This window comes from Burkholderia anthinoferrum, assembly GCF_002925705.1.
GTDB classification, from domain to species: domain Bacteria; phylum Pseudomonadota; class Gammaproteobacteria; order Burkholderiales; family Burkholderiaceae; genus Burkholderia; species Burkholderia semiarida.
On sequence record NZ_LFZP01000050.1, the window covers coordinates 1 to 12,945 of the forward strand.

Annotated in this window: 12 protein-coding genes; 7 read left to right on the top strand and 5 right to left on the bottom strand. The window is 67.8% G+C overall.

Annotated elements, in window-relative coordinates; translation table 11 throughout:
- Positions 1–51 precede the first annotated feature (51 nt).
- The gene (locus C5F75_RS37275; protein ID WP_258048571.1) at positions 52–375 is read right to left on the bottom strand and encodes a hypothetical protein; all 324 of its coding nucleotides are present in this window, start codon (positions 373–375) and stop codon (positions 52–54) included.
- Positions 376–403: 28 nt separating this feature from the next.
- On the opposite strand from C5F75_RS37275, the gene C5F75_RS37280 reads away from it, so the two are divergent.
- Positions 404–718: a hypothetical protein gene (locus C5F75_RS37280; protein ID WP_258048572.1), complete on the top strand. Its 315-nt coding sequence runs from the start codon at positions 404–406 to the stop codon at positions 716–718.
- A gap of 348 nt (positions 719–1,066) precedes the next feature.
- Here C5F75_RS37280 and C5F75_RS20040 read toward each other — a convergent pair whose 3' ends face one another.
- Complete coding sequence (locus C5F75_RS20040; RefSeq protein ID WP_059577678.1) at positions 1,067–2,080, bottom strand: LacI family DNA-binding transcriptional regulator; 1,014 nt, start codon at positions 2,078–2,080, stop codon at positions 1,067–1,069.
- A 235-nt stretch (positions 2,081–2,315) separates the two neighbouring features.
- Between C5F75_RS20040 and C5F75_RS20045 the strand changes: the two genes are divergently transcribed.
- From C5F75_RS20045 to C5F75_RS20070, 6 genes are all read left to right on the top strand, one after another.
- Positions 2,316–3,470: an ABC transporter ATP-binding protein gene (locus C5F75_RS20045; protein ID WP_059577680.1), complete on the top strand. Its 1,155-nt coding sequence runs from the start codon at positions 2,316–2,318 to the stop codon at positions 3,468–3,470.
- A gap of 63 nt (positions 3,471–3,533) precedes the next feature.
- A complete protein-coding gene (locus tag C5F75_RS20050) occupies positions 3,534–4,772 on the top strand; it encodes an ABC transporter substrate-binding protein (protein ID WP_059577682.1) in 1,239 nt (412 codons plus the stop codon).
- A gap of 82 nt (positions 4,773–4,854) precedes the next feature.
- The gene (locus C5F75_RS20055; protein ID WP_059577685.1) at positions 4,855–5,772 is read left to right on the top strand and encodes a carbohydrate ABC transporter permease; all 918 of its coding nucleotides are present in this window, start codon (positions 4,855–4,857) and stop codon (positions 5,770–5,772) included.
- Positions 5,773–5,781: 9 nt separating this feature from the next.
- A complete protein-coding gene (locus C5F75_RS20060; RefSeq protein ID WP_059577686.1) occupies positions 5,782–6,633 on the top strand; it encodes a carbohydrate ABC transporter permease in 852 nt (283 codons plus the stop codon).
- A gap of 32 nt (positions 6,634–6,665) precedes the next feature.
- Positions 6,666–8,636, top strand: coding sequence for a beta-galactosidase (locus tag C5F75_RS20065; protein ID WP_059577690.1), 1,971 nt, complete (start codon positions 6,666–6,668; stop codon positions 8,634–8,636).
- A gap of 4 nt (positions 8,637–8,640) precedes the next feature.
- Positions 8,641–9,936, top strand: coding sequence for a sugar efflux transporter (locus tag C5F75_RS20070; RefSeq protein ID WP_059577692.1), 1,296 nt, complete (start codon positions 8,641–8,643; stop codon positions 9,934–9,936).
- A gap of 43 nt (positions 9,937–9,979) precedes the next feature.
- Here C5F75_RS20070 and C5F75_RS20075 read toward each other — a convergent pair whose 3' ends face one another.
- From C5F75_RS20075 to C5F75_RS20085, 3 genes are all read right to left on the bottom strand, one after another.
- Positions 9,980–11,143 carry a glycoside hydrolase family 53 protein gene (locus C5F75_RS20075; RefSeq protein ID WP_059578019.1) on the bottom strand — a complete coding sequence of 388 codons (1,164 nt, stop codon included), beginning with the start codon at positions 11,141–11,143 and terminating at the stop codon, positions 9,980–9,982.
- 297 nt (positions 11,144–11,440) lie between these two features.
- The gene (locus tag C5F75_RS36850; RefSeq protein WP_167351632.1) at positions 11,441–11,611 is read right to left on the bottom strand and encodes a hypothetical protein; all 171 of its coding nucleotides are present in this window, start codon (positions 11,609–11,611) and stop codon (positions 11,441–11,443) included.
- A 174-nt stretch (positions 11,612–11,785) separates the two neighbouring features.
- Positions 11,786–12,697, bottom strand: a complete 912-nt coding sequence (locus C5F75_RS20085; RefSeq protein ID WP_059578022.1) for a DUF72 domain-containing protein — start codon at positions 12,695–12,697, stop codon at positions 11,786–11,788.
- Positions 12,698–12,945: the final 248 nt, after the last annotated feature.

Here is a 12,945-nt window from a genome sequence, read left to right on the forward strand (position 1 = left end):
TTCCTTACGTTTGCGTGGCATAACGTGGCTCCTTGGCCATCAGTTTATGCCTCACACACAAAGGTTCGGATAGGCTCTCAACGCCGTCACCGGTGTCGCAGGCAACGGCGGCGCGCTGATCACGCCGATCACGAGCATTGTCGGCAATCTCGGCGGCTCGCTGCCGATCGGCGCAGCCACCGGTGCAATCGGCGCAACGTCCGGCGCGATAACCGGCATCGCCGGCAGCGGCACGGCGGCCATCACACCGATCGCCTCGACCGTCACGTCGCTGATCGGATCCGCCACCGGCGGCGCCGGCAACGTCGTCGGCTCGGGAACCGGCGTCCTCTCCGGCGCAACCGGTGCGACGGGATCGCTCGCGACGGTCACCACCGGCCTGGCAGGCTCGCTCGCGCACACCGTGACCGGCACCGCCGGCGCGGTCGCCGGAACGCTTCCGGCACTCAGTGTCGCGCTCAACGGCGGCACGGCAGCCGGTGCGGTCGGCGGGGTGACGAACGCCGCCGGGGCGCTCATCTCCGGCGGTGCGACGATCGCCAACGCGGCGGTGCAATCGGTCGGTTCGGCCGTCGGTTCGGTGGCCGGCATCGTTCCCGCGCTGGCGGTTTCGCTGAACGGCAATTCCGCGCAAGGGGGTGGTAGCGCGTCGGGCGGTCTGCTGGCGCCCGTGACGTCGCTCGTCAGTTCGCTCACCGTCCCGGTGATCAAGAAGTAGTCGACGTCGATACCGCGGCCGCCGCATGCTCGGGCGGCCGCGAATCTTCACGCGTCACGCGCGTCGCCCACGACCCCGGCGGAACGACGAATCGTCTCGAATCGCGCGGCGTCGTTTCGGTGACGCGTCCTTTTGTGTTTCGGGGAACTGCGGCTTCGGATGCGGCCATCCCGCACTTCCCGATCTCTTCCCGTCCGCATCGGATTGCCGCGCGTCGAAGGTCGCGATGTGCCGCTTTCCGCCGTCGTCGTCGAATGAGAGAACGGAACCCGCGCGACCGACGCCACGTCGTTCATTCCCGACGCATACGCCGCACGCCGCATGCACAAGCGCGTGCGTATCGAACCGTCAGTCCGGCGCCGTCCCGGTCGATTCGCGCACGACGAGCTCGGGCGCGCCGATCGTATGCACGGCCACGGCCGGCTCGATCCCGTCGATCATGTCGAGCGTCAGCGCGATCGCCCGCGCGGCGATCTGCGCGGTCGGGAACCGCACCGTGGTCAGCGCGGGACGGAACTGGTGGGCGAGCTGGATATCGGTCATGCCGACGACCGACAGATCGGCCGGCACGCGCAGGCCGAGATCGGCGGCGGCCTGCATCGCGCCGATCGCCATCAGGTCGTTGGTCGCGAACAGCGCGGTGAGGCCAGGCTGCTCCCGCAGCAACGCGGCGGCCGCTTCGTAGCCGCCTTCGATCGAGTCGTGCGCCGATACGGTCGTCAGCGCATTCGCGGGGTGGCCGCGTGCCGCGAGTTCGTCGGCGAAACCGCGCAGCCGCACCGACTGCGGACCGCCCGACCCCTTGCCGACGAGCGCGCCGAACGCCCGATGTCGCAGCCCGGACAGATGCGCGGCCGCCAGCGCGCCCGCCGCCGCGAAATCGACGGTCACGCACGGCAGCGTACGCGACGCATGCACGTGTTCCCACATGCACAGCACGATCGATGCGCCGTGACGCGCGATGTCGGCGAGTTCGGCTTCGGCAAGATCGGTGTTCATCACGATCGCACCGGCCGCGAGCGTCCCCGCGATCCGCTCGAGGTAGTTGCGGGTGATCGCCGGATCGTCGTCGGTATTGGACACGAGCAGGTAATGGCCGCGCTTGCGCGCCTCGCGCTCGGCTGCCAGCACGAATTCCGGATAGAACGGATTCGTGATGTTCGACAGCATCAGCGCGAGCGTCGACGTGCGGCCCTCGGCGAGCGCGCGCGCGGTCAGGTTCGGCCGGTAGCCGAGTTCGCGGATCGCCGCCATCACGCGTTCGACGGTCGCCGGCTTCACCTTCTGCGGATTGCGCAGCACGTTCGAGACGGTCGCCGCCGTGACGTTCGCGCGCTGCGCGACTTGCGCGAGCGTCACCATACGCGGCCTCCGATCGGCCGGCTGGCGTGATGCAGCGGAAGTGAAGCGGGAGAGTGTCTGCTCATATTCTGGGAGTGCGTCCCACAAGTTGCACGGGGGCAGCCGATACGCTAATTTCTCGATACATCAGAGGAAGGAGACGACATGGTACGGCGAAGCGGGCGAATCGCGCCATCAAAATTTAAGCGTTTAAATTTTCCGATCCGATGCGTGTGATGGACGACAGGAGAGCGCGATGACCGCCATTTCAATGAAGGACGTCTCGAAGCGCTACGGCGACCATGCGCCGGTGCTGCGCGACGTGAACCTCGAGATCGCGTCGCACGAATTCTGCGTGTTTCTCGGTCCGTCGGGCTGCGGAAAATCCACGCTGTTGCGGATGATCGCCGGGCTCGAGGACGTGACCGAGGGCGAGCTGCGGATCGGCGGCGCACGGATGAACGACACACCGCCCGCGGCGCGCGGCGTCGCGATGGTGTTCCAGAGCTATGCGCTGTTTCCGCACATGACCGTGTTCGACAACATCGGTTTCGGGTTGCGGATCGCCGGCACGCCGAAGGACGAGATCCGCCGCCGCGTGACCGAGGCCGCGCGTGTGCTGCAGCTCGAAGCGCTGCTCGATCGCAAGCCGAAGGCGTTGTCCGGCGGGCAGCGGCAGCGCGTCGCGATCGGCCGTGCGATCGTGCGCGAACCGCGCGTGTTTCTGTTCGACGAGCCGCTGTCGAATCTCGACGCGACGCTGCGCGGCCAGACGCGGGTCGAAATCGCGCGGCTGCACGCGCGCTTCACGCAATCGAGTTCGGTCTACGTCACGCACGACCAGATCGAGGCGATGACGCTGGCCGACCGGATCGTGCTGCTGCATGCGGGCGACGACGTCGCGCGCTTCGGCAGCATCGCGCAGGCCGGTGCGCCGCTCGAGCTGTATCACCGGCCGGCCAACCGCTTCGTCGCGGGCTTCATCGGCTCGCCGCGGATGAACTTCCTGCCGGCAGTCGTCGACGCGGGCGAGGTGCACGGCTGCCGGCTGACGCTGGAAGGCACCGGCGAAACGCTGACGCTGCGCGATCGCGCGTTGCCGCGCCACGTCGGCCGCGGTGCGCGCGTGACGCTCGGGATTCGTCCCGAGCACCTGATGCTCGCCGGGTCCGGCGATGCCGGCTTGCCGTCGATCGTGCGCGACATCGCGCTCGTCGAGCAGCTCGGCGAAGCCGCATACGTGCATCTCGACCAGCCCGACGGTGTGCCGCTACTCGCTAAATTGCCGGGGCAGGCCGCGTTGCGGCGCGGCGAACGGCATGCGTTTCTCGTGCCGCCGTCGAGTTGCCATCTGTTCGACGAAGCCGGCATCGCGTTGCCGGCCCTTCACGCCGAAGCGGCGTTCGCGTAGCGGCGCCATGCCGACCGGCCGCGTGCGACGCGGCATTCAACACACCAATATCAGGAGACAACGATGAGATTTCGTGCGAGCCGACTGCTGCTTGCCCTGACGACTGCCGCGGCGTGCGCCGCGGGCGCGGCCGACGCGGGCACGTTGAAAGTGAACGTCGCCGCGCGCGGCAACCAGCGCGCGACGTGGCAGGCCGCGTTCGACCAGTTCCACAAGGCGAATCCGGATATCGACCTGAAGGTCAGCTACGTCGGCGAGGAGGCGTACAAGGTCCAGATGTCCGGCTGGCTCGCGACCGATCCGCCGGACGTGCTGAGCTGGAACAACGGCGAGCGGCTCGCGTATTTCGCAAAGCGTGGGCTGATCGAGGATCTGAGCGCGGACTGGCGGAAGAACGGCTGGAACGACACGTATGCGTCCGTCAAGCAGTCGTCGACCTACGGCGGCAAGCTCTACAGTTTGCCGCTCGGCTATGACGCGTACGGGCTGTTCTATCGCAAGGACCTGTTCGAGAAGGCCGGCATTCACGGCGAGCCGGCCGACTGGCCGCAGTTTCTCGACGCGTGCCGCAAGCTGAAGGCGGCCGGCATCGCGCCGATCGCGGTGGCCGCGCGCGATGCATGGACGCTCGCCGCGTGGTTCGACTACCTCGACCTGCGGATCAACGGCTATGCGTTCCACCAGAAGCTGATGGCCGGCGACGTCGCCTATACCGATCCGCGCGTGCGGGCCGTGTACGCAGCATGGAAGAAGCTGATCGACGACAAGTATTTCATCGACAACGCATTGTCCTACGACGTCGATTCGCTGAGCCCGTTGATCGTCAACGGTCAGGCCGCGATGACGCTGATGGGCACCTGGTATTCGGCAGGACTGCTGAGCGCGACGCGCAACCCGATCAGCTTCTTCCGCTTTCCGGTGATCGACGCGTCGGTGCCGCTTGCCGAGGACGGCCCGGTCAACGTGCTGATCGTGCCGGCGAAAGCGCACAACAAGGCCGATGCGCGACGCTTCCTCGCGTTCATGGGGCAGCCGGCGGTCAGCGGCGAGTTCGCGAAGGGGATGGGGCAACTGCCGTCGAACAACAAGGCGCCGGAGCCGCAGGACCCGATCTCGAAGATCGGATTCCATACGCTCGCGACGACGCCGGGCGGCATCGCGCAGTTCTACGATCGCGACATGACGAAGGAAATGGCGGACGAGGGGATGAAGGCGATGCAGCAGTTCCTGTCCGATCCGACGCAGCTCGATGCGATCCTGCAGCGCCTCGAGCAGACCCGCAAGCGCATCTACCGGAAGTAATGCGCCGCGCGGCCGGGCCGGCGAGGATGTCGGCCCGGTGCTGCGTCGTCACCGTCACGTTCGTTTCATCGAAGGTCATCTCATGTCAACCAGCCTGTCCGAAAGCGCCGCGCGCCGCGATGCCGGCCCACGGCGGCCTGCGCGCGCGTCGCTCGCGCGGCGGCGCAATCGCGCGGCCCTGTGGTTCGTGCTGCCGGGTTTCGCGCTCTTCACCGTGTTCGTGCTGTACCCGATCGTCAGCAGCATCTGGCTGAGCTTCCATCAGTGGGACGGGATGACGCCGATGACGTTCGCCGGGCTCGACAACTATCGCGAGCTGCTGCAGTCCGATACGTTCACCGTCGCGCTGAAGAACAACGTGTTGTGGCTCGCGCTGTTCCTCGCCGCGCCGCCGCTGGGCCTCGCGCTCGCGCTGTACCTGAACCAGAACGTGTTCGGCATCCGGCTCGTGAAGTCGCTGTTCTTCGCGCCGTTCGTGCTGCCGGGCGTCGTCGTCGGCCTCGTGTTCTCGTGGTTCTACGACCCGACGTTCGGGCTGCTGAAGCTGATCGTCGGGCACGGGATTCCGGTGCTCGGCGATCCGCGCTATGCGACCTACGGTGTGATCGTCGCCGCGCTGTGGCCGCAGATCCCGTTCTGCATGATCCTGTACCTGACCGGGCTCACCGGCATCAACGGCGAGATCGTCGAAGCGGCGCGGATGGAAGGCGCGCGCGGCTTCACGCTGCTGTGGCACGTGATCCTGCCGCAACTGCGGCCCGCGACGTTCATGGCGGTCGTGCTGACCGTGATCGGCGCGCTGCGCAGCTTCGACCTGATCTCGGTGATGACGGGCGGCGGCCCGTTCGACAGCTCGACCGTGCTCGCGTACTTCATGGTCGACCAGGCGATCAAGTACTACCGCGAAGGCTATTCGGCCGCGATCGCCGTCGTGCTGTTCGCGATCATGCTCGTCTATATCGTGTGGCAGCTGCGCAAGCTGGTGCGCGTCGAATCGTAAGGATCGCAAATGTATCCGATGCCCGTGTCCCGCTGGGGACGTCCCGCCCGCCTGCTGTACCGGCTGTCGCTGCCGTGTGCGCTCGCGCTGTGGCTCGTGCCGCTGCTCGCGGTGCTCGTCACGTCGATCCGCTCGACCGACGAGATCATGGCAGGTCATTACTGGAGCTGGCCGAAGCAGTTCGCGCTCGTCGACAACTACGGCGCCGCGCTCACGCAGACGCCGATGCTCCACTACTTCGCGAACAGCCTCCTGATCACGGTGCCGTCGGTCGCCGCGTCGATCCTGCTCGCGTCGCTCGCCGGGCACGCGCTCGCGAACTACCGGTTCCGCGGCAATCTCGTGCTGCTTGGGCTGTTCGTCGCCGGCAACTTCGTGCCGATCCAGATCCTGATGATCCCGGTGCGGCAGATCATGCTCGCCGTCGGCCTGTACAACACCGTATGGGCGCTCGTGCTGTTCCACACCGCGTTCCAGACCGGCTTCTGCACGCTGTTCCTGCGCAACTTCATCCGCGAGCTGCCGTTCGAGCTGATCGAGGCCGCGCGCGTCGAGGGCGCGTCCGAGTGGGCGATCTACTGGCGCGTCGTGCTGCCGCTCGTGCGGCCCGCGCTCGCGGCGCTCGCGATCCTCGTGTTCACGTTCGTGTGGAACGACTACTTCTGGGCACTGTGCCTCACGCAAGGCGACGACGCGGCGCCGATCACCGTCGGCGTCGCCGCGCTCAAAGGGCAGTGGACGACCGCCTGGAACATCGTGTCGGCAGGCTCCGTGCTCGCCGCGCTACCGTCGGTGCTGATGTTCTTCGCGATGCAGAAGCACTTCGTCGCAGGGCTCACGTTCGGCGCGACCAAGGGCTGACCCGTCCATCCTCTTTCTCCAAGGAATCCACGATGCACCTCGGCGTTTGCTACTACCCCGAACACTGGCCGCGCGAACAATGGGATCGCGATGCGCGGCGCATGGCCGAACTGGGCCTGACGCGCGTGCGGATCGCCGAATTCGCGTGGAGCCGGATGGAGCCGGAGCCCGGCCGCTACGACTGGGCATGGCTCGACGACGCGATCGACACGCTCGCACGCCAGCAGTTGAAGATCGTACTCGGCACGCCGACCGCCGCGCCGCCGAAGTGGCTCGTCGATCGTCATCCGGAGATTCTGCCGGTGGGTGTCGATGGCGCGGTGTGGCAGTTCGGCTCGCGTCGCCATTACGACATCGCGAGCCCCGTGTATCGCGAGCACTGCGTGCGCATTGCCGACGCGATGGCGCGGCGCTACGGCGTGCATCCGGCGGTGATCGCGTGGCAGACCGACAACGAACTCGGCTGTCACAACACGTTGCCGAGCTATACACAGGCGGCACTCCAGGGTTTCCGCACGTGGCTCGCCACGCGTTATGGCGATATCGACGCGCTGAACCGCGCGTGGGGCAACGTGTTCTGGAGCATGGAATATCGCGGCTTCGACGAGATCGAACTGCCGCGTCATACGCCGACCGACGCGAATCCCGCCCACCTGCTCGACTTCCGGCGCTATCAGTCCGACGAGGTCGCGCGGTTTCATGCCGCGCAGGTCGACGCGATCCGTCCGCATGCGCCGGGTCGCGACGTGCTGCATAACTTCATGGGTTTTTTCGCCGAGTTCGATCATTACGCGTTCGCACGCGGTGGCCTCGACGTCGCCGCGTGGGACAGCTATCCGGTGCCGCGCACCGAAGTGCTGCCGCTCGATGAAGCGGACAAGCAACGCTGGGCCCGCACCGGGCATCCGGACGTATCGGCGTTCTCGCACGACCTGTATCGCGGGGTCGGCAACGGCCGGATGTGGGTGATGGAGCAGCAGGCAGGGCCCGTCAACTGGGGGCCTTACAACCCGGTGCCGCACGCGGGCGCGGTGCGGCTGTGGACGTGGGAAGCGTTTGCGCACCGCGCGGAGCTCGTGTCGTATTTCCGGTGGCGGCAGTATCCGCATGCGCAGGAGCAACTGCATTCGGGACTCAACGCGCCGGACGACCGGCTGTCGCCGGGCGGTCACGAAGTGGCGCGCGTCGCACGCGAGATCGCCGCGCTGGATCCCGCGCTCGTCGCCGGCGAGCGTGACACGGCCCGCGTCGCGCTGCTGTTCGACTACGAGGCCGACTGGATGATCCGGATCCAGCCGCACGGCGCCGATTTCGACTATCAACAGCACGTGTTCGACTGGTATCGCGCGCTGCGCGAGCTGGGCCTCGACGTCGATATCGTCGCGGCTGGCGCCGACGTGTCGCGTTATGCGTTCGTCGTCGCGCCGACGCTGCCGGTCGTCACGGATCGCATCGTCGAGCAGGCCGCGAGCGGACACGCCCACTGGCTGTTCGGGCCGCGCACGGGTTCGCGCACCGCGGAATTCGCGATCGCGCCGGGTCTCGCACCCGGCAAGCTGCGCAACGTGCTACCGGTTCGGATTGGCCAGGTCGAGTCGCTGCGGCCGTCGCTCGCGCCGCGTGTGTCGTTCGACGGCGTCGATGGTCATGCGCTGAAATGGCGCGATCACGTCGATATGGACGCGGCGCCGGGCGTCGACGTACTGGCCGCATGCGACGACGGTGTGCCGGCGCTCGTGCGGCGCGCTCACGTGACGATGGCGACTGCCTGTTTCGATCGGACGCTGTTGCGCGCGATCGTTGCCCGCTGCGCACGCGATGCGGGGTTGCAAGCGTACGCGCTGCCGGACGGTGTGCGGTTGCGTCGACGCGGGCGCGTCACGTTCGCGTTCAACTACGGTGACACGCCATGCATGCTGCCCGCGCCGGGCGGTGCGCGCTTCGTGCTCGGCAGCCGCGACCTCGGCGCGGTCGACGTGGCCGCCTGGGTCGAGCCGGACTGACGCGATGCAGTCGTTGCGGTCGCCGCGGTTGCATTTCGCGCGCCTTGCGGGAATCGCGTACTTCGTGCCGCTTTCCGCGGCGGCGCTGATGCTCGGCGTCGCGATGTCGTTCACCGCGCCGTACCTGTCGCTGTTCGGCGTCGAGGCGGCGGGGATGTCGCCGTTTCTGGCCGGCGTCTTCCTGACGATGATCGCGGCGAGCGGCGTCGTCGCGAGCACGTGGGCCGGACGCTGGTCCGACCGTCGCGACCGGCACCGGCCGCTGCTCGTGGTGTCGCTCGCGGCTGCCGCGCTCGGCTTTGCGCTGCTGTGCGTGCTGCGCGCGCATGGGCCGGTGATCGCCGCCGGCACGATCCTGCTCGGCGCGGGCGCCGTGTCGCTGTCGCAGATCTTCTCGTTCGCACGCGCGGTGCTGCCCGTCGCCGACGATGCACAGCGCGAGCTTGCATCGGCCGCGCTGCGCACGATGCTGTCGATCGCGTGGGTGTTCGGTCCCGCGCTCGGTGCGCTGATGCTCGCGCAGACGGGTTTTACCGGACTCTTTCTTGCGGCTTCCGCGGGCTTCGTCGCATGCGCGGCGATCGTCGCACGGATTCCGGAGCCGGCGCGGCGGCCCGCGGCCGTGCACGTGCGGGCAATGGATCGCGCCGGGCCACCGCGTGACGATGCGCGTGCGGCGATGGCCGTCGCGCCGCGCGCCAGCGTGCTGCGCACCCTCGTCGCGCTCACGCTGATCGGGCTCGCGGCGAACGCGACGATGATCGTGCTGCCGCTCTATATCGTGCGCGCGCTCGGCGGCACGCCGGCGAACGTGTCGGCCGCGCTCGGGCTGGCCGCGCTGCTCGAGATTCCGATGATGCTGTGGCTCGGCATGCGCTCGACGCGCCTCGACAAGGCGCGCTGGCTGACCGCGTGCGCGCTCGTGCATGCCGCATATTTCATCGGGCTCGCGGCGGTGACGCGCGCGAACCTGATCCTGCCGCTGCAACTGCTGAGCGCATGCGTGGTCGCGATCACGTCGTGTCTCGGGATGACGCGCGTGTGCGACCTGATGCCCACGCGCCCCGGCACCGCGACCGCGATGTTCTTCAGCACGGCGCGGGTCGGCTCGATCGCATCGGGGGTGCTGTCGGGCGCGTGCGTCGATCTGTTTGGCTATCGCGCGACGTTCGCCGGATGCTGCGGGCTCGCGCTCGTGGCGTGCGCGCTGCTCGCCGTGGATGCGTACGGCGAGCGGGGCGGCGCCGACGGTGAGAGCGGTACGGGCAGTGCGCGCCGCGGCTTCGATTCACCGCACTGACGCGGCATGCGCCGGTGCGGTGAAGCAGCGATGCCGTGACGCGTCAGCGCTGCCGGAATGCGTCGAGCGACGGCAGTGCGTGACCGTGGAAATCGAACAGCGTGTTGTTGTCCCATTGGTCGCCCGCACCGAGCTTCCAGCCGACACCCGGCGTCGGAATCCATTCCGGCTCCCACCAGAATACGCCCTTACCGCGATTGCCCGGCACGCCCTTCACGATATCGACGACCGCCGCGAGGAATTGCGCCTGGCCGGCCGGCGACGGCGGGAAGGTCGTCGACCCGGTGTTCGTCATCGCATTCGGCTCCGAATCGCCGTCGCTCGTGGTCCACGGATAGGCGGTCTCCACGACGATCAGTTCCTTGTCGTAACGCACCGCGAGATCGTTCGCGTTGTTGCGCAGATCGTCGAGCGCGCCTTGCCATTGCGGGTAGTACGACAGGCCGATCACGTCGAACGCGACGCCGCGCTGCGTCGCGCTGTCGAACCACCAGCGGCTCTTGCCGTTGTCGCCGCCGCTGTCGATGTGCAGCATCACCTTGATGCGGGGATCGACGGCCTTCACCGCGTCGTGGCCGGTTTTCAGCAACTGCGCGAGGTTGTCCCACTGGTCGTAGCGGCCGAGCGGCCACAGCATGCCGCCCGTGATCTCGTTGCCGATCTGCACCCACTCCGGGCGCACGCCGGCGCGTTGCAGCCGGCGCAGCACGTCGGTCGTGTACGCCGAGAGCAGCGCGCAGGTTTCGGTCAGGCTCTTGCCGGCCCATGCATGCGGCGGATACTGCTTGCCGGGGTCGGCCCACCAGTCGCTGTAGTGGAAGTCGATCAGGATGCGCATGCCGAGCGCGGCTGCGCGCTGCGCGAGCGCAACGGCGTGCGCGGCATTGTTGTAGCCCGCTGCAGCGCTCTGGTTCGCGGGGAAGAAATCCGGATTGCCGGGATCGTTCCAGACCTTGATCCGGATCGAGTCGACGCCGTGCGCGCGGAGAATCTTCAGGCAGTCGCGCGGCGCGCCGCCGCGGTCGAAGAAGGCCGCGCCATGCGCTTCGAGTTCCGGCAACGTCGAGATGTCGGCCCCCATCGCGAATGGGCTCGCCGCCGCACGGCGCGGGGCGGGTTGTGCGAAGGCGGGCAGCGGGCCAGCCAGGTCGAGGCACGCAAGCGCCGCGCTCGACATGCTCCAGCGCAGCATCGATCGTCTGTTCATCGTCATCCTCCGTGTGATGGACCCCGCCGGACGCGGGGTCGGCTTCTGGGTGTTTAAGCGCTTAAATTTTGACCCGCGATACGAGGTCGAATGGAGCGTAGCGCACCTGTCGCCGCCGATGCAAAGAACGCACGCGTTGCCTACTATCTGGCGCGCGCCGTCGCGCACCGCGCCTCATCGCACCGCGGCCCGACGCATGGAACGCTTGGCGCGGACGCGGCCGTCGGCGTGCATCCGGCACCGCACCGCGGTCAGCGTGGTCACCGCGATCAGCGAGCGCGTGGCATGCGCGCCGCGCTACGACCGGTCGCGATTCCGGGCGCGCGTCGCGCCCGTGATGACCGCGATGCCGAACAGGATGACGGCCACGATCTCGATGACGTACTGCGCGACATGCAGCGTCATCAAACCCCAGGCGACGCCGCCGATGAAAATGATCCATCCCACCAGATAGATAAGCAGGGTCATCGCTTTTCTCCTTGCAGTGTTGGCCCATGGCGCCGGTTACCGGTCATGCAAGATTTACCGGGCGCACACGGCGGGCGCGATGAAGGGCGCGAGCCGGGAGAGCCGGAGCATATTGCGCGCCTGCCCGCGCGGTGCCCGGACGGCATGCCCGATGCCCGCGGCGCGCCGAGCATTTCATTCGGTTACCGCATCATGCGCATGCAGCCCGAGCCGCGCCATCAGCCGCCCGGCATCGAACGGCGCCTGCGTTTTCGTGTCGTTGTCGAAATAACAGTACACGTCGCGCGTCTGCGCACGCGGCGGTTGCAGCGCCGGTGCGGCGAGGCGCGCATCGTCGGGCTGCGTGCCCCGGCTCCACGCTTCGATTCTGCGCGCCCATCGTTCGAGCGCCGAATCGGCGTATTCGCCCGAATACTTCGTTTCGGTGCCGTGCAGCCGGATGTAGACGAACCGCGCGCTCAGATCCTCGAACTGCGGCCACGCCTCGGTCGAATCCGACACGACGAGCGCGACCTTGTGGCGACGCAGCAGCTTCACGAATGCCGGGTCCACGAAGCTGTCGTGGCGGACTTCCACCGCATGACGCAACGGCCGCTTGCGGTCGATCCGCAAATACGGCTCGCGCACCCGCCCGTCGTGCCGGCCGGCGAGTGCGAGCGCGGCCTCCGTGTCGGGCGGCAGCAGGCTCAGGAAGCGCTCCATGTGCGCCGGGTCGAACCGCAGCGACGGCGGGAACTGCCACAGCAGCGGCCCGAGTTTCTCCTTCAGCGCGAACAAGCCCTGAGCGAAAAAATTCGCGCACGCGATCGTGGCCGTTTCGTCGCGAAAGCGGAGCATGTGCGTCAGATAGCGCGATCCTTTCACGCTGAAAACGAATCCGGGCGGCGTATCGGCATACCAGCGCCGCCAACTGTCGGGCGCTTGCAGGCTGTAGTGCGTGCCGTTGATCTCGATCGTCTGCATCCGGCCCGACGCGTACCGCAGCTCGGCCGCCTGCTTCAGGTCGTCCGGATAGAACGTGCCCCGCCAGCCTGCGTAGCGCCAGCCCGAAATGCCGATGTGAATTTTGCCGGATGTGCGTGTCACGTCGATGCCCGGCTGCGCCGGGGTGCCTGATGCGATCGCGGCGATGCGCAAGATGCGTGCCGCGGCGCGCATCTTCCGCGCGACGGGCATGGGTTGTTCCGCCGGCGGCCGGTGCGGCGGGCCACCTGCGTGAACCGGCGACCGCGATGACGCCGCCGCCCGCATGATCGACAATGCGCCACTTTGAACCTGCGGGCAGTGCCGACCGGATTATTTTTTAAAGACCGCGTCACGTTCGGCCGGTATGA

Coding starts and splice junctions, on each gene's coding strand:
- C5F75_RS20040 (WP_059577678.1), bottom strand. CDS start 2,080: ATGGTGACGCTCGCGCAAGTCGCGCAGCGCGCGAACGTCACGGCGGCG.
- C5F75_RS20045 (WP_059577680.1), top strand. CDS start 2,316: ATGACCGCCATTTCAATGAAGGACGTCTCGAAGCGCTACGGCGACCAT.
- C5F75_RS20050 (WP_059577682.1), top strand. CDS start 3,534: ATGAGATTTCGTGCGAGCCGACTGCTGCTTGCCCTGACGACTGCCGCG.
- C5F75_RS20055 (WP_059577685.1), top strand. CDS start 4,855: ATGTCAACCAGCCTGTCCGAAAGCGCCGCGCGCCGCGATGCCGGCCCA.
- C5F75_RS20060 (WP_059577686.1), top strand. CDS start 5,782: ATGTATCCGATGCCCGTGTCCCGCTGGGGACGTCCCGCCCGCCTGCTG.
- C5F75_RS20065 (WP_059577690.1), top strand. CDS start 6,666: ATGCACCTCGGCGTTTGCTACTACCCCGAACACTGGCCGCGCGAACAA.
- C5F75_RS20070 (WP_059577692.1), top strand. CDS start 8,641: ATGCAGTCGTTGCGGTCGCCGCGGTTGCATTTCGCGCGCCTTGCGGGA.
- C5F75_RS20075 (WP_059578019.1), bottom strand. CDS start 11,143: ATGAACAGACGATCGATGCTGCGCTGGAGCATGTCGAGCGCGGCGCTT.
- C5F75_RS36850 (WP_167351632.1), bottom strand. CDS start 11,611: ATGACCCTGCTTATCTATCTGGTGGGATGGATCATTTTCATCGGCGGC.